This window comes from Flavobacterium sp. UM26, assembly GCF_057922445.1.
The window spans coordinates 110,760-127,695 of record NZ_JBVHCY010000004.1; the positions used below are offsets into that span (position 1 = coordinate 110,760).

14 protein-coding genes are annotated in these 16,936 nt (G+C 36.9%); 2 read left to right on the forward strand and 12 right to left on the reverse strand.

Translation table 11 applies throughout. The annotated features are described in order from the left end of the window. Window positions 1-35: 35 nt before the first annotated feature. From ACZ1AQ_RS06685 to mvaD, 5 genes are all read right to left on the reverse strand, one after another. Window positions 36-398 carry a nuclear transport factor 2 family protein gene (locus ACZ1AQ_RS06685; RefSeq protein WP_489632155.1) on the reverse strand — a complete coding sequence of 121 codons (363 nt, stop codon included), beginning with the start codon at window positions 396-398 and terminating at the stop codon, window positions 36-38. Between the two features lie 67 nt (window positions 399-465). Further along, complete coding sequence (locus ACZ1AQ_RS06690; protein ID WP_489632156.1) at window positions 466-1,368, reverse strand: pseudouridine synthase; 903 nt, start codon at window positions 1,366-1,368, stop codon at window positions 466-468. A gap of 241 nt (window positions 1,369-1,609) precedes the next feature. Beyond that, complete coding sequence (locus ACZ1AQ_RS06695) at window positions 1,610-2,563, reverse strand: geranylgeranylglycerol-phosphate geranylgeranyltransferase (RefSeq protein WP_489632157.1); 954 nt, start codon at window positions 2,561-2,563, stop codon at window positions 1,610-1,612. 23 nt (window positions 2,564-2,586) lie between these two features. Continuing rightward, a complete protein-coding gene (locus tag ACZ1AQ_RS06700) occupies window positions 2,587-3,525 on the reverse strand; it encodes a mevalonate kinase family protein (RefSeq protein WP_489632158.1) in 939 nt (312 codons plus the stop codon). A 40-nt stretch (window positions 3,526-3,565) separates the two neighbouring features. After that, window positions 3,566-4,663, reverse strand: coding sequence for a diphosphomevalonate decarboxylase (mvaD, locus tag ACZ1AQ_RS06705; protein ID WP_489632159.1), 1,098 nt, complete (start codon window positions 4,661-4,663; stop codon window positions 3,566-3,568). A 175-nt stretch (window positions 4,664-4,838) separates the two neighbouring features. Between mvaD and ACZ1AQ_RS06710 the strand changes: the two genes are divergently transcribed. Both ACZ1AQ_RS06710 and ACZ1AQ_RS06715 read left to right on the forward strand, forming a co-directional pair. Next, on the forward strand, window positions 4,839-5,264 hold the full coding sequence (locus ACZ1AQ_RS06710; RefSeq protein WP_463339053.1) for a QcrA and Rieske domain-containing protein: 426 nt from the start codon (window positions 4,839-4,841) through the stop codon (window positions 5,262-5,264). A 60-nt stretch (window positions 5,265-5,324) separates the two neighbouring features. Beyond that, the gene (locus ACZ1AQ_RS06715) at window positions 5,325-5,801 is read left to right on the forward strand and encodes a TspO/MBR family protein (protein WP_489632160.1); all 477 of its coding nucleotides are present in this window, start codon (window positions 5,325-5,327) and stop codon (window positions 5,799-5,801) included. Between the two features lie 12 nt (window positions 5,802-5,813). Here ACZ1AQ_RS06715 and ACZ1AQ_RS06720 read toward each other — a convergent pair whose 3' ends face one another. The 7 genes from ACZ1AQ_RS06720 to ACZ1AQ_RS06750 form a co-directional block, all read right to left on the reverse strand. Further along, window positions 5,814-7,019, reverse strand: a complete 1,206-nt coding sequence (locus ACZ1AQ_RS06720; RefSeq protein ID WP_489632161.1) for a BaiN/RdsA family NAD(P)/FAD-dependent oxidoreductase — start codon at window positions 7,017-7,019, stop codon at window positions 5,814-5,816. Continuing rightward, window positions 7,016-7,759, reverse strand: coding sequence for a glycerophosphodiester phosphodiesterase (locus tag ACZ1AQ_RS06725; protein WP_489632162.1), 744 nt, complete (start codon window positions 7,757-7,759; stop codon window positions 7,016-7,018). The genes ACZ1AQ_RS06720 and ACZ1AQ_RS06725 overlap by 4 nt, the downstream gene beginning before the upstream one ends. Before the next feature lie 335 nt (window positions 7,760-8,094). Next, window positions 8,095-9,759, reverse strand: coding sequence for an alpha-amylase family glycosyl hydrolase (locus ACZ1AQ_RS06730; protein ID WP_489632163.1), 1,665 nt, complete (start codon window positions 9,757-9,759; stop codon window positions 8,095-8,097). A 3-nt stretch (window positions 9,760-9,762) separates the two neighbouring features. Beyond that, entirely contained in the window at window positions 9,763-12,126 is a 2,364-nt protein-coding gene (locus tag ACZ1AQ_RS06735) for a glycoside hydrolase family 31 protein (protein ID WP_489632164.1), read from the reverse strand. 65 nt (window positions 12,127-12,191) lie between these two features. Beyond that, complete coding sequence (locus ACZ1AQ_RS06740) at window positions 12,192-14,483, reverse strand: glycoside hydrolase family 65 protein (protein ID WP_489632165.1); 2,292 nt, start codon at window positions 14,481-14,483, stop codon at window positions 12,192-12,194. 65 nt (window positions 14,484-14,548) lie between these two features. After that, window positions 14,549-15,208, reverse strand: coding sequence for a beta-phosphoglucomutase (pgmB, locus tag ACZ1AQ_RS06745; protein ID WP_489632166.1), 660 nt, complete (start codon window positions 15,206-15,208; stop codon window positions 14,549-14,551). Window positions 15,209-15,220: 12 nt separating this feature from the next. Continuing rightward, on the reverse strand, window positions 15,221-16,549 hold the full coding sequence (locus ACZ1AQ_RS06750) for an MFS transporter (RefSeq protein WP_489632167.1): 1,329 nt from the start codon (window positions 16,547-16,549) through the stop codon (window positions 15,221-15,223). Between the last annotated feature and the right edge of the window lie 387 nt (window positions 16,550-16,936).

Genomic DNA, 16,936 nt, shown 5'->3' on the forward strand with positions numbered 1-16,936 from the left:
AACAATCGTAAAGCTACTTCATTTTTTTAAAATTCTTATCCGTGATACACTCTCGAGGCAATAATTTTTTCATTTTTAACTTCTAACACTTCGGCTACTAACAAATCGGTCTCGTTTTCTACCTTTCGGATATACTCCATAAATACTCGATCGCCATTAGCGGTGAGTGATGTTACTTTATAGTGTAAACTAGGAAGTCTCTCAAAAGCTTCTTGCCACCAAGATCGTAAGGCCTCTTTACCCGAAATCAAACCTTGGGTTTCAGGTTGTTGTATTTTTAGTTTTGGACTAAAGTGTACCGCTTCGTCGTCATACAATGAAAGTAGTTTTTCTAATTCTTTCTTGTTAAAACAATCAAACCATTTGTAGGCTATAGCGTTTAGTTTTTCTGGAGTCATACATTTTTATAATTAAAAAATCCCATTGCAATTGGATTGTAATGGGATGGTGGAGTATTTCTTTGTGTTAAATGTTTTTCAAATTGATGATTTCTTGATCCGTGAGTAATCGCCAATTCCCTCTTGGCAAATTTTTCTTGGTCAAGCCAGCAAACGAAACGCGATCGATGCGTAACACATCATAATTGAATTGTTCGAAGATAGAACGCACCACTTTTACATTCGCCGAGCGTAATTTCAAACCTACTTCACTTTTGGGTTCATTTTCAATATAACTCACCTCTTCTACAAAAACGCGGTGGCCATCAAGAATGACACCTTTGCTGATTTTCTCTAAATCCTCATATTTCAAGTTTTTGTCTAAAGAAACTTGGTAGATTTTGGAGGATTTCTGATTCGGTAAAGTGAATTTTCGAATCATATCGGTGTCATTGGTAAACAACAACAAACCGGTAGTGTTTTTGTCCATTCTACCAATCGGTGCAATTTTGGCTGTAGTAGAACCTTTTACCAATTCCAATACATTGCGGTATTCCTGACCTTCATCAAGCGCCGTGGTGAAGTTTTTAGGTTTGTTCAACAAGATGTACACTTTCTTCTCTGGCGTCAAAACTTTTCCATCAAAATTTACTACATCGGTTGGTTTTACTAAGTATCCCATTTCGGTTACGGGAACACCATTTACCTTTACATTACCAGATTGAATGTAAATATCTGCATCACGTCTCGAACAAACGCCCGAGTTCGAAATGTATTTATTCAAACGAATTTCGTCTTTTTCTTTAAGTCTTTTGGCGGCTTGATTCGGTTTTTTAACCACTTTGTTAGCCTCTTCTATTTTGGCAGTTGGCTTAGCTTTTTTAGGGCCTTGTGCTCTTTTAGGCATTGCAGGTTTTGGCTTATTCGAGTTGGGTCTTGCACCTGCAGGTCTTGCTCCGCCTCTTTTGTTGTTGCCTTCCTTCTTATTCATAATATGCTATAATTTGGTGCAAAGATACTATTTATATCCTTGTGAAACGATTTTCGATAATTAGAAAACGGTAACTAACTAATATATTAGTAGTTAAGTAGTATTTTTAGTAAGGAGATTTGTTTTAGGAGCTGTTTCCTGCTGTCCACTATATCTTTACTGCCGAACCCCGGCAGTAAAGGATGCCGTTCCCATCAGGGCTAGGAAATCCCGCAAAAAAGAACGTTTTGAATCAAAGAAATTACTGTGTCAATAACCAATTTTTACCATGCCAAAGCACACTTGGATTGATTAAAACAATACAAAAAACGCCCGCTACAATCAAAAACTTCAAGATGTTGTGCAATCTTATGTAGTGTGTTTTGTGGTTGGATTGCCTCAATAAAAGCAGAAAAAACAGCAGGACAATCAATGAACTGTAAAAGTAAATATCCATATAACCCACGTCATACAACTCAATCAAAATGTACACCGGAACCAACGTTAAAACCGTTAATCCTGTACTGATTCTTTTGGACCAATTTTCACCATACAATACAGGAATCGTGTGGTAATTGTTAGCCAAATCACCTTTCAAATTTTCCAAATCTTTGATTAGTTCCCGAATCAAAATCAATAAAAACAAAAAAGAAGCGTGAGCAAAGATAACCGCAAAATGATCTTTGTGACTTTCCAAATCTTCAATCGAAGTGGGTTTGTAATAGTATAAAAGAATGGCAAAAAACGGCCAAACGGCCAGCAAAGCAGCCGATACATTTCCGATAAATACCATTTTCTTTAACTTGTGCGAATACAGCCAAATCAAAAAAATGTAAAAAGAAAAAAACAAAAAAGCCCTCCAAGAAATGAATAGCGCCATCAACGCCACGATAAAGTTCAAGGTAAAATACACCTGAAGTTTTGTTTTCTGACTCACCAATCGGTCCAACATCGATTTGTTCGGGCGGTTGATTAAGTCCTTTTGGCTGTCGTAAAAATTATTGATAATGTACCCTGAGGCTATCGCAATCGCTGAAGCAAAGACTAAAATAAAGATGTTGAAGTCCAATAATATACTCAAGGCGCGCTGCTCTGGCGCCATAATAAATATAGCCGACAAATACTGCGCAATGATAATTATAGGAATGTTGTACCCTCGAATAACAGAGAACAAACTAACGATTTTTAATAACAATAGCTTTTGCTCTCGTTGCATCTTGAATGGCGTATGAAAGTTTTTTAGAATTGGTACACTACTTCAAGTTTGTAGTCTTTTAAAGCTGCTTTAGCACGCTCCAAATCTTGTGTAAAACCAAGAATGTAACCGCCTCCTCCAGAGCCGCAAAGTTTTAAGTAGTAGTCGTTGGTTTCAATTCCTTGTTGCCATACCCCGTGAAATTGCTCAGGTATCATGGGTTTAAAATGGCTCAACACTACTTTAGATAATTTTTTAGTATTGGTAAATAAGGATTTGATGTCGCCCCCCAAGAAATTTTCAACACAGGCATCGGTATATTTAACAAACTGTGTTTTGAGCATGTTTCGGAATCCTTGATCTTTTAAGTTTTCCATGAATATGTTTACCATAGGAGCGGTTTCTCCTACAATGCCAGAATCTAGCAAAAACACAGCACCTTTTCCGTCAAAACTTTGAGTTGGAATGCCTGTTGCTTCAATGTTATCTTTAGAATTAATTAAAATCGGAATGCTCAAATAGCTATTCAAAGGGTCTAAGCCAGAACTTTTTCCATGGAAAAAGCTTTCCATTTGAGAAAAAATGGTTTTTAATTCCAATAATTTCTCACGGGTTAAGTTTTCTAAAACCGTGATTTTATGCTGTGCGTATTTGTCATAAATAGCCGCTACCAAAGCCCCACTACTTCCCACACCATAGCCTTGCGGAATGCTAGAATCAAAAAACATCCCTTCGTTTACGTCTTTTTGCAAAGTCGCAATATCAAATTGAACCAAATCCGGTTGCTCTGTTTGTAAGGACTCCAAATAGGATACAAATCGTTTCAAGTGACCATTTGACGCTATCGCGTCTGGTGAAGGATGCTCCTCTTTTTTAAGAGCACCGTTGTAAAAGTTATAAGGAATTGATAATCCTTTCGAGTCTTGAATGATTCCGTACTCTCCGAAAAGTAATATTTTTGAGTAAAATAAAGGTCCTTTCATATCTTTTTTGCTTTCCTAACGGTAAATATAGGGATTTTTATTATTGTTTGATTAGTTGACTGCCAAATCCTATTTCATCGCAAAGGTACTGACCATTTTGACAATAGCCAACTAATTCACTTTGAATAAAATGTAAAACAGATTCTTTTACGTTTTCAGGGTACAAAACATGCACATTTGCGCCTGCATCTAAGGTAAAACAAACGGGTGTTTTAGTTTCGTTTCTGTACTTCCAAATGGCGTTGATAATCTGTAGCGTGTTTGGTTTCATTAGAATGAAATACGGCATAGAAGTCATCATCATCGCGTGCAAGGTCAACGCCTCACTTTCTACAATTTTGATAAATGCTTCCAAATCACCATTCTCGAAAATTGGAATCAATTGGTCAATATTTTCATGCGCTTGTTCAAAACGACGTTCCGCAAAAGGATGATTATGCATCAAATCATGACCCACCGTACTTGATACTTGCTTTTCGCCTTTATCGACTAATAAAATAGTATCTTGATAGTTTTCGAAAACCGAATGTACTTTTCCTGAAAAAGGTACACCAAAAAGGCTGGAGCTTCCTTCAATATTTTTTTGATTGCCCCAAACTACAAGATTTCCTTTTACACTTCTGCAAGCACTTCCTGAACCTAAACGAGCTAGAAAAGACGCTTTTTGATAGAAATATTCCTCAGTCATTTCAGGATTTAATGCTTTTTCAATACTCATAAAATTCATAGCCAAAGCCGCCATCCCCGAAGCTGATGAAGCAATTCCAGAACTGTGTGGAAAGGTATTTTGTGTATTGATAGTAAAATGATAGTCTTTCAAAAAGGGCATAAATGGAGTAATTCGCTCCAAAAATTTCTGAATCTTGGGTTTAAACTCCTCTTTGGGCTGTCCTTCAAAAAGCAAGTCAAAAGACCAATTGTCCTGATTTGCTTTTTTTTCAAAAGCCACACTAGTAATGGTTTTGCAGTTATTTAGTGTAAAACTGATTGACGGATTGGCTGGAATTTGATGTCCTAAATCGTCTCTTTTTCCCCAATATTTTACTAGGGCGATATTACTAGGGGCACTCCACTCAAAAAAACCTTGGTCTACGTTTTGGGTATAGGGTGAAGAAGGTGTAAAAACAGTTGATTCCATCTTGAAAAGTAAAATTTTGCACAAATATACTATTTTGACCATAGTGTTTTTCAATTTTATACACTTCCTCTACAAGGATGGATTTTAGTTGTAGAGGAAGTTTCAGTTTTTTTATTTATTTTTATTTAATTATTTAACATTTAGCAAGTCAACTATTCATTAAATCGATTTAATTATGACTAGAAAAGAATTTTTTGCTCGTGTAGGTTTTGGTGCGGCTGCCGTTTTAGTACCAGCTTGTATCACAGGGGTAGCCACAAGTTGTTCCAATGATAACTCAAGTGGTGGCGATCCAGCACCAACAGGCGTTGATTTTGTCCTCGATGTGAGTACGGGTTCCTTGGCTACTAATGGTGGTTTTTTGGTAACCAAAGGCATTGTAGTGGCCAGAACCCTAGCAGGTGATTTTTTAGCGGTTTCAGCTTCTTGTACGCACGAAGGGACTACTATAAATTACAGTGCTAGTGGCAACAAGTTTGTTTGCCCGAACCACGGAGCTCAGTTTAGTAGTACGGGTGTAGTTACTGTTGGTCCCGCAACACGTAATCTCACTACCTACAAAACTTCCTTGACTGGCAATTCTTTGCGAGTTTTTTCATAATGAAAGCAAATTTTTTAATTTTCAATTTTTTACATTTGGTGAAAAATTAATTTTCATCAAATGAATAAAATTACTCGAATCCTTACCGTAGTTGTTACTTGTCTTGCAATTGGCTATTTTTCTGGAATGGTTACACGTCAGGCTATATTGGATTGGTATCCTACGCTTGTTAAACCTTCTTTTAATCCACCGAATTGGGTTTTTGCTCCTGTTTGGAGTTTGTTGTATGTGATGATGGGTGTTGCGGCTGGTTTGGTTTGGGATAAAATCGAATGGAATCGACCGATTGTCAAAAAAGCATTGACGCTTTTTGCGATTCAATTGGCTTTAAACGCCTTGTGGTCGTATTTGTTTTTTGGTTTGCATAATCCTTTTTTAGCCGGAATCGAGATTGTCTTGTTGTGGTTGATGATTTATGAAACCTATCTTCAGTTTGCTAAAATCAATAAAATGGCAGGCTATTTATTGTTGCCTTATTTGGCTTGGGTAAGTTTTGCTACGGTATTAAATATAAGTATTTGGTGGTTAAATAAATAATTGTAAAAACAATTACCCCACCGCATTCGCCACAATAAACCCACTCGTCCAAGCATTTTGAAAATTAAAACCACCAGTGATGGCGTCGATATTGACAATTTCGCCTGCAAAATAAAGGTTAGGGTGGATTTTACTTTCCATGGTTTTAAAGTTAATTTCCTTTAAATCAATGCCGCCAGCTGTAACGAATTCTTCTTTGAAAGTGCTTTTGCCATTGATGGGGAAAACACCATTAGTGAGCTGTTGTGCCAAGTGTTGCAATTGGGTTTTGGACAAATCGGCCCATTTGGTTTCAGTGCTGATACCAGCGGCAAGCACCAAACTTTCCCATAATCGGTTTGTGAGTTCAAACGGTGATTTTTTGGAGACTGTTTTTTTAGCTTGTTCTTGTTTAAGGGTTTTCAATTGCGAGATGGCTTCTTCGGTATCGATAGTATTGAGCCAATTCACCAAAAGGGTAAATTGATAGTTTTTGTCGTGTAAAATGCGGGCACCCCAAGCAGATAGTTTCAAAATAGCGGGGCCACTCATTCCCCAATGGGTAATCAAAAGAGGGCCAGTGGCTTCGAGTTTGGTGTCCTTCACTCTCACGGTTACTTTTGCCGAAACACCAGGCAACTCTTTGATTCGAGTGTCTTTACTGTTAAAGGTGAATAAAGAGGGTACAGGTGGAATGATGGCGTGGCCAAATTCCTGTAGCATTTCCCAAATTTTGGGGTTACTTCCCGTAGCTAAAATCAAATTTTCGGCTTGATAATTTTGATTTTGGGTGTCAATTTTCCAATAGTTGTCTTTTTTGAAAATAGATTGCACACTCTGACCCGTGAGGACTTTGATGCCCAACTGTTGGGTGGCTTTTAGAAAACAGTCAATGATGGTTTGCGAAGAGTTGGAAACGGGAAACATTCGACCGTCTTCTTCAATTTTGAGGGCTACACCGTGGCGTTCAAACCACTCGATGGTGTCTCCAGAGCAAAATTGATGGAAAGGACCTCGCAATTCTTTTTCGCCTCTTGGATAAAATTTTACGAGTTCATTGGGTTCAAAGCAAGCGTGGGTTACATTGCAACGACCGCCACCCGAAATACGGACTTTGCCTAGCACTTCGGCGCCACGTTCTAAAATGGCTACTTTGGCTTTTGGATTTCTTTCTACAATGTTGATGGCAGTAAAAAAACCTGCAGCGCCACCTCCCACAATTAAACAGTCGTACATCATCGTAATCTTTCGGGAAAATTACAAAAAATTCCATCGACACCCAATGCGATTACTTTTTTAATGTCTTCAGGTTCGTTGACTGTGTATGTGTTGATTTTAAATCCTTCTTGGTGAATGCGTTTTACATTTTCGGGCGTGAGGGTTTTGAACCAAGGATTTATAGAGGTTGCCTTTAATTGATGCGCTATTGGGAGTGCGTCTAGCGGATTTTCTTCTGTTAAGACGTCGATGGCTATATTGGAATCGAGTTTTCGATAGATTGCTAATTCGTTCCAAAGGAAACTGGAGATGATGAAATCTTTTGTTGCCCAACCTTTTTTAATAAATGCCGAGACGATTTTGTAAGTGGCTTCAGCGGTATTTTTGCCTTTTAATTCGATATTTAAAGGGACTTTTCGGTCGATGGTCGTGATGATTTCTTCTAGCGTTGGAATGTGATGTCCGCCTTTTACGATTACTTTTTGCAGGGCTTCGAAGGTGTAGTTTTCTATCTGACCTTTTGCATTGGTGAGGCTATCCAAAATATCGTCGTGAAACACCATAACTTCTCCTGTTTTGATGACAAACACATCAATTTCGATGCGGTCGACGCCTATCGCTAATGCTTTTTTAATCGCGGGAACGGTGTTTTGGGTTTCGTGTCCCATAGCGCCTCTATGGCCTATGTTGAGTGGTTTGTGCATAGTAGTACAACTGGTTAATCCAATAAAAATAAGCCAAAGATACGGTTGAAGTTTCATTTTTTTTCTTTTGGCCTAAAATAGGAAAAAGCAATTACTTCTTGGTTAAATACTACGTTATTATTGTTTTATGTTTTTTGAAAAAATTAACCGCAAGGACGCAAAGGCGCAAAGTTTAATAGCATTTCTTAGTGTTACTTTGTGATTTCTTTGTGTTTCTTCGTGGTAAAAACTTAACCGCAAGGTTCACAAAGATTTACGCAAGGAACGCAAAGTACAAAAGCATTGCTTCTTGTTTCTTCTTGGTAAAAAAAACACCACAAATTCACAAATTTTACTCCCTACTTTGGGAAATGAATTTGTGAAATTGCGGTGTTTGAAATCTTATGAAATTTCTATTTTTTTGCCTCTAAAAGCACAAAAGTAAAATTAGAATTGATAGTCACTTTTCCATTGGTCACTTTTGCTTCTTGATTAGAATAGGCATCGCGAAGTAGCGTTCCCTCTGCGAAAATGGTGCCAACGGGTATTTCTTTGGTTCCAAGATTCACATCTAAAGCAACGACCACTTGGTCAGTAAAGTTTCCATTTGAAAAATAACGGCTAAAGGTATAAGGAGTTGCCGCAATTTGTTTGTGAACTCCAGCTCCGATTGCAGGATGGTTTTTTCTGAATTGTCCTAATTTTTGCCAATGTGCCAATGTTTTTTGCGTTTCAGGATTGGTTTTGATGGCTTTCCAATTCATAAATGAGCGCAAAGTGGCATCTCCCTGTGTGCCTTCGATAACCAACGAACGTCCAGATTCATCACCATAATACACTTGCGAAATTCCAGGTGAAAGCAATAGTTTTGTTCCGCTTTCGATGGTTTTTTCTCTTTTCGCATCGAATGGACCACCATCATCGTGAGAGGATAAATAATTCAGTACGCTATACCCTTGCAACTCATTGTTCAGTTTGGAAGAGTATTTAGAAAAGATGAATTCATAGTCTTTTTGAGCATCCCATTTGAACTCAAAATTGATCATATTGTTGAAGCCGTTTTGGTAGTAATTGATTTTTTTGTCTCCAAAATCAAATTCTTGTCCACCGCTAATACCGTAGTTATACACCTCGGCTATGGTATAAAACGAGTTGTTGTCTAATACTTTTGATGGGTTGTTTTTCTTCCAAACCTCAAAAGCATAGTTGCATTCTTTTTGGAAGGCTGCCCATACTTTTTCATCGGTATGTTTTACGGTATCGGCACGGTAACCATCGATTCCAAATTCAACGATATAATCTGTCAACCATTTGATGATGTAGTATTTTGGTGCTCTTGGATAGCCTGTTCTTTTGAAAAAAGCATCTAATGAAGCCATTTCTTTTTCGTAACGTCCTTCTTTTTTCCATTTTTCAATCAAGAAAGGAGGTAGGGCTACTTCTTTTTCGCTTTCGGTTTTTATATCTGGAAGATTGGCAACTAGGGTACAAGCTGTAGTTCCTTCGAATGTTTTGTAATCGCATTGAGGAGAAGTTCTTACCCACTCGCTAGGCCATACGGGATCGTTGGCTGTTACAGGTCCAGTGTGATTGATTACACCATCTAACACAATACGGATTCCTTTGGCGTGAGCTTTTTTAACCAATTCTGCTAAGTCTTTTTTGGTTCCAAAATTAGGATCTAAAGCCGTCCAATCTTTGGCCCAATATCCGTGGAAGCCATAGCTTAAACCCGTTCCTTCGTCTACACCATCGTGAATTTGTTCTACAATGGGTGTCAACCAAATGGCATTAATTCCTAGTTTGGTAAAATAACCTTCTTCAATTTTTTTGGTGATTCCTTTAATATTTCCTCCTTCAAAACCGCGCAATTTTCCAGTAGTTTTGGTTCGGTCAAAATAAATTTCTTTCTTATTGTTGTCGTCATTAAAACGGTCGGTTAGTAAGAAATACAAATTGGCACCTTCCCAAACAAAGGGCGTAGTTTCTTTTTTAGGAGAGCTCTTTTTTTGTGCATTAGTATATCCACAAAATAAGGAAGAAAGGGCAAGTGTTAGTGCTAAAGCTTTATTTTTCATTATTTATTGAATTTGAATGATGGTTGATTTGTCTTTGGTTACCGGAATTGAAACACTTATGGTATTTGATTCTTTTGTAAATGGTGTTACGACTCCGTTTACTTTTATTTGAGTGGTAGTAGTAGCGTTGTGCAATACCAGATTCGCTTTTTTGTCTTTTGAACTATAGGCTTTTCCAACTTGTGTTGCAACGGTTATAGTAGTCATTTTGTCTTTAGAATTGGCTTTGAAATTGAGTATTTCATAATTCCCTTTTTCAAAAGCATTCGCCGTTAATCCGTCGTCGTTGTAGAGCTTACCTTCGCTGTTTGGTGTTTTCTCATCCATAAAGTAATGCAAGTCAAAAGCATCTAAACTATATTTTGTGGTATTTTGAATGGTTTTAATCCTTGGAATAAAAGCGCCTCCACGAACAAAAACAGGGATATGATCTGTTGCAGTAGCTACTTCGGCAAAAGAACCTCCTATGTATTTGCTGTCGTTGTAAAAGTCGAACCAATTGTTGTTTTTTGGAAAGTACACCGTAGCCGATGTTTTTCCAGCATCCGTTATGGGTTGAACTAAGAAATCATTCCCCCACAAATACGTGTTAGCTGTAGTTTGTAATTGTTGATTTTCGGGTTCTTCAAAGAATAAAGGACGCATCAATGGAGTTCCTTTTTGGTTATTCTCGAAAGCCAAAGTGTAATTGTAAGGCAGCAATTGGTATCTCAATTCTACTTGTTTTTTGGCATTGGCTTTCGTGACAATATCTTTAAAAACAGGTTCAGAAGCCACATCTTCTTGCGCGTGAGGTCTGAAAATAGGTTGAAAAACGCCGTACTGTAGCCATCTAGTATACAATTCATTGTCAAAATAATCGCCTGCAAAACCACCTAAATCCGAATGCATATAACCCATTCCTTGCATTCCCATTTGTAAAGAAATTTCGGTTTGCGGTTTTAATCCACCCCAAGTTCGGCTTACATCTCCAGACCAAGGCATCATCCCAAAACGTTGTGAACCTGAATATCCGGCACGCATTAAGATAAAAGGTCTAGTGTTTGAAAATTCTTTTTGGTAACCTTCGGCAATGAGTTGCGCCCAGTTGTGTCCGTAAATATTATGAACTTCATCTGCAGTTCCGCCACTTGTAATTGCGGCAGAAGGGAAAACTTCGGGTTCGCCCAAATCGCCCCACAAACCACCAACGCCTTGGTTGATTAATGTTTTGTAAATATTCCAAAACCATTGTTTGCCCTCAGGCTTGAAAATATCAACAATTCCGGTGTTGCCAAAAAAGAAATCATAAGTAAATGGTTTTCCTTCTTTGTCAACGGCTAAGACTTTTTTGTCTGTTGCTTCTTTCCATTTTGAAGAGGTTGTTAAAATAAAAGGCTCAGTAATAACTACTGTTTTAACTCCTTTTTTATTCAAATCATCGATCATTTTAGTGGGATTAGGAAAATTGTCTTTGTCCCAATCTAAATTTCCCATCGTTCCTTGTACGGTTTTTCCAAACCAATACAAATCAAGGATAATGGCGTCTACAGGAATTTCGTCTTTGATGTATTTGTCGATGGTTTTATTAACTTCAGCTTCGGTATGGTAACCAAAACGGCTAGAAAAATTACCCAAAGTCCAACGAGCTGGTAATGGTTGTTTTCCTGTCAAGTTGGTGTAGTTGTCAATCAAATCTATCCAATTGTCGCCCGCAATTACTTGATAGGTCTTTCTTCCAGAAATGGTTTCGTAAGCTAAAGTGTTGTTTTTTTGACTGTCCAAATCCAAATAACCAATAGGTGCATTGTCAAAATGAACTGCATAGATTTTGGATGATAGTACTAAAGGCATAGTAAAATTCATCAATTCAGAATGCGTTTCGTAGCCGTAGTGTGCTCTGTTGTACAATTGAAGGCGATTGCCGCGGCGGTTCATTCCTAGAACCCTAGCGCCCCCTCCGTATAATACTTCAGTTGCGTCTAAGTTGAAATCTAGAATTTCATTGTTTTCTTTTTTGAAATAGCCTATTTTTTCCGAAATCAGTTCTTTGTTTTTATACTTGTAGCTTATTTTAAAAGGAGACTTTTCAATAATGACCACAATACCAGAAGTTGCCATTTGAACGGAAGTTGGAGTTGTGGTAATTTTGAGGTTGACCTTTTGGGGCGTCGCTACTACGGCGTGTGATTTGGAATTGGCTTTTTCTCCAGTTGGAACAAATGAAGTAGAAATGATTTTATCCGAATACGGTTGAAAAGTATAGACCCCATCTGAAGTAGTAACTTCAAGAGATTGATTGGTTTTTTTGAAACTTTCAAACTTTCGATTAGCATTTTGTGCCAATGCTAGTGAGCTGAATAACAGGAATACGATTATTTTTCTCATTTTTTTAAATTTTAAACCCTTTCAAAGCGAACTTTGAAAGGGTTATTGATATTAGGTGAATTGAATTAGTTGGGTTGAACCACTACTTCTTTTCCGTTGACAAATACGGTCAATGCTTTGTCGCCTTCTAATGAAAATTTAGTATCATTTTGCGTTACTTCAATTTTTACAATTTGATGTCTAAAGTTGATTTTAAACGAATACCCTTCCCATTCTTTAGGAATTTTTGGAGCAAAATGTAAGGCGTCATTTTTAATACGCATGCCACCAAAACCTTCAACAATACTCATCCATGTTCCGGCCATTGAAGTGATATGACAGCCTTCTTCTACCTCTTTATTATAGTCATCTAAATCTAGTCTTGACGTTCTTAAGTAGAAAGCATAAGCCATATCCATTTTGTCTAATTTAGCAGCTTGGATAGAGTGTACACATGGAGAAAGTGAACTTTCGTGAACGGTAAATGATTCGTAGAATTCAAAATTCTTTCTTAATTCTTCGGTAGTAAAATGATCTTCGAAGAAATAGAATCCTTGTAGTACGTCTGCTTGTTTGATATATGGCGAACGCAATACTCTATCCCAAGACCATTTTTGATTAATTGGTCGTTGTGATTTGTCTAGGTCTTTTACTGGAACTAATTCTTTGTCTAAGAAACCATCTTGTTGTAAATAAATGCCTAATTCTTCAGATTTTGGGAAGTACATGTTTCCAGCAACTTTTTTCCAATCTTGCAATTCAGCATCTGAAAGGGCTACTTTCTCAATCACACGTTTGTGGTCTGATGGGTACTCAGTGGCTACTTTTTGAATTTGTTCGTAAGTGTAATCAATACACCATTTAGCTATGTAATTAGTGTAAAAGTTGTTATTGATGTTGTTTTCGTATTCGTTAGGTCCAGTTACACCTAAGATAACGAATTGGTTTTTGTCTTTTGAGAACGAAGCTCTTTGGTGCCAAAAACGTGCGATACCAATCAAAACTTCTAATCCTTTTTCAGGTATATAAGAATAATCTCCAGTATATCTGTAATAATTGAATATTGCAAAAGCTATGGCGCCATTACGGTGAATTTCTTCATGAGTAATTTCCCATTCGTTATGGCATTCTTCTCCATTCATGGTTACCATTGGATACAAAGCTGCACCGTTTTTGAATCCTAAATTGTCTTTAGCATTTTCGATGGCTTTATCCAGTTGGTTGTAACGATATGTCAGTAAGTTACGAGCCACTTCTTGGTCTTTGGTTGCCATGTAGAATGGAATACAATACGCTTCTGTATCCCAATAGGTTGATCCACCGTATTTTTCTCCGGTAAATCCTTTTGGACCTATATTTAAGCGAGAATCTTTTCCTAAATAGGTTTGGTTCAATTGGAAGATATTAAAACGAATACCTTGTTGAGCTTTTACATCACCTGCGATAGTAATATCTGACATCTCCCAGATTTTTGCCCAAGCTTCTTTTTGTTCTTCTAATAAAGTTTCATATCCTTTTGCTAAAGCTGTTTGGATTACTTTTTCGGCGGCGGTTAAGGTGTTTTTATGATTTAAAGAAACCGTATAGCCCCCTATTTTTTGGATAGCTGAAACTTCACCTTTGGCAACCAAGGTATCGTATGTATATTGGACTTTGTCTGTAGTCGATTCAATTGACGATGCAGATACTTGAGAAGGAACACCATTAATCAAAACAGTGTTATGCATAAAAGTGGTTACTTTAAAATGCGTTTTGAACGTTTGAGCGGTAACAAAAGCTTCATGTGTGCCTTTTTTTACTTCTAATGGTTCCCAAAATTTCTCCTCCCAATTGGCATCTTCATTAGTAATTCCTGCATCGATATAAGGTTTGTAAACTATTTTTGCATCTTTATTAAGCGGGGTGATTTCGTAGTTGATGAAACCAGCTTCGTCTAAGTTTAAGCTTAAAAAACGACGTACATTTACAGCGATTTCAGTTCCATTAGCCAAGGTAGCTTCGAAAGAACGGTTGTACCATCCTTCCTTCATGTTCAATTCTCTTTTGAAGTTTTTAACTTGAGAGCAAGTAAATAAATCAAAATTTTCACCATTAATTTCTATATCAATTCCAATCCAGTTTGGGGCATTTAATACTTTGGCGAAGTATTTTGGGTATCCGTTTTTCCACCACCCCACTTTAGTTTTATCTGGGTAGTAAATTCCAGCAATATAACTTCCTTGAAAAGTTGGGCCAGAGTAGCTTTCTTCGAAATTGGCTCTTTGTCCCATTGCGCCATTTCCAATACTGAATAGACTTTCGGACGATTTTACTCTTTCGACATCAAATTCTTCTTCAATGATGGACCAATTGTCTGGTTTTATATAATCTTGGTTCATTTTGTTTTAATTTATTTTAATTTCTATTGTTGTATACTTGAGACTTTTTACAGTCAAAAAACGCTTTATTTTTCGATTAGCTCACTCAAAAAGGGAGTTCCAATAAAGGTAAAGTCTTTAAAGTTGTGTTGTGCTTCGTGTAAAATACTATCATCGCCAATACCAATACTGGTCATGTTAGCAATGTTGGCAGCTTGAATTCCAGCTACAGAATCTTCAAAAACAATGGAGTCTGAAGGGGCAGTTTGTAATAGTTTTGCTGCTATCAAAAACACTTCTGGATCCGGTTTAGCATTCGAAACATCATTTCCATCCACAATGGCATCAAAGTAGGACAGTATACCTGTTTTTTCCAAAATAGGTCTGGCGTTTTTGCTAGCTGATCCTAATGCAATAAGTTGTTCGTTTTCTTTTAGGTAGTTCAAGACAGGCAATACTCCAGGCAAGATTTCGCTTTCGTCCATATCAACAAGATAAGAAAGGTACTCTTCGTTTTTTTGAACCAACCATTGGTCTTTTTGTTCTTGAGTTGCCTTTACATCACCAAGATCTAAAATGATATCTAGCGATCTTACTCGGCTAACTCCTTTTAATAATTCATTATGTTCGTGTGTAAATTCTATATTTAGACTATCGGCAATTTTTTTCCAAGCTAAATAATGGTATTTAGCAGTGTCTACAATTACACCATCTAAATCGAAAATAAATCCTTTTTTCTTTTTCATTTTAAAATATATTTATTGACCTGTAGTTTTTTCTTTAATGAAAATAACAGCCAAGCCCGCAATCAACATTGAAGCTCCAGCAATAACAATGATAGCCATTGGGAAACCTCCAAAAAGGGCAATTAAAGTACTTCCTAATAATCCTGCTGCAATTTGTGGCAATGTAATAGTGGCATTGAATAATCCCATGTAAACTCCCATTTTGTCAGCTGGTAATGACCCTGAAAGCATAGCATAAGGCATAGCCAAAATTGCTGCCCAAGCTAATCCAACGCCTACCATAGAAAGTAGTAATACGTTTTTGTCTTCTATCAAAAACATTGAGATTAATCCAAGTCCACCCATAAGAAGTGAAAAAGAATATGTTTTTTTACGACCAATAGATTTGGCGATAGAAGGAATTAGTAGCGAATAAATAGCGGCTACTGCGCTGTAAAAGGCGAATAAAACACCTGTCCAATCTCCAGCTTCATTAAATCCAACTGATTTAGCATCGAGAGCATCCGGGCCCCATACTTGATTAGCAATAGCACGTGTGGTATAAACCCACATTAAGAACAAAGCAAACCAAGAAAAAAATTGTATGAATCCTAACTGCCAAAAGATTTTTGGAGCAGTAGTAATTAAAGTGACAATGTTTGTTTTTTCTTTTTTTACATCTGCATTCAAATCTATTTTGTTGTAAAGAGCATGTTCTTCGGGAGCATATTCTTTAGTTCTAAAAACGGTCCAAAGTACACTTATTAATAAAATACTACCTCCAATGTAAAACGACCAAATTACAGAATCGGCTACTTTTTCACCCGGAGCAGGAACATTTGCAATGCCTGATTTGGCTAAAATCCATGGCAATAAAGAACCAAAAACGGCTCCAAAATTAATCAAAGCGCTTTGTAGTGAATAACCTAAGTTACGTTGGTCATCATTAACCATGTCTCCCACTAAGGCTCTAAAAGGTTGCATGGTCACATTAAAAGAAGTGTCCATTAACAATAACATTAATCCTCCAAAAAATAATGGAGGTAATAAATAGGCAAAATACTCAGCATTAGGCATAAAAAACATGGCTAGCGCCGATACTATTGCTCCAAAAAATATAAATGGGATTCTTCGTCCAAGTTTGGTCCAAGTTTTATCGCTCGAAAGACCAATAATAGGCTGAACAATTAGTCCCGCCAATGGGGCTGCTAACCAAAAATATCCAATACTGTGAACATCTGCTCCAAGAGCTTCCAAAATTCTACTGGTATTTCCATTTTGTAGTGAGTACCCAATTTGTACTCCCAAAAACCCAAAACTTAGATTCCAAATTTGCCAAAAACTTAATTTTGGTTTTTCCATATGATCCATTTTAAAAGTTAAATATTACAAACGCTATCGTGTTTGTTTAGGTCTAATGCTGTTTTTGCACAAGCTTATTCATTTTAAACGTGAAGGTATAGCCTAGTAACATTATTTCTTTTTTAATGGATTGCTTAATTTTAAATAACTAACCTAAAAATCTAACAATTGTAGATTATAGTAGTACTGAAAATTTAGAGTTACCATTAGAATTCATAGCGTGTACCAAAATATTTTTTCAGTTCAATTTGTTTTAGTTGCTTTCATAATCGATTAGAATTGTGAAAGTTACAAAAAAAATAAGTTTGTTTTTGCTTTTGTTAAGCAAGGTTTGGTTGATTAGAAAATGTTTCCGAAGTGAATAGAAGTAAACCAATAAATCTATAT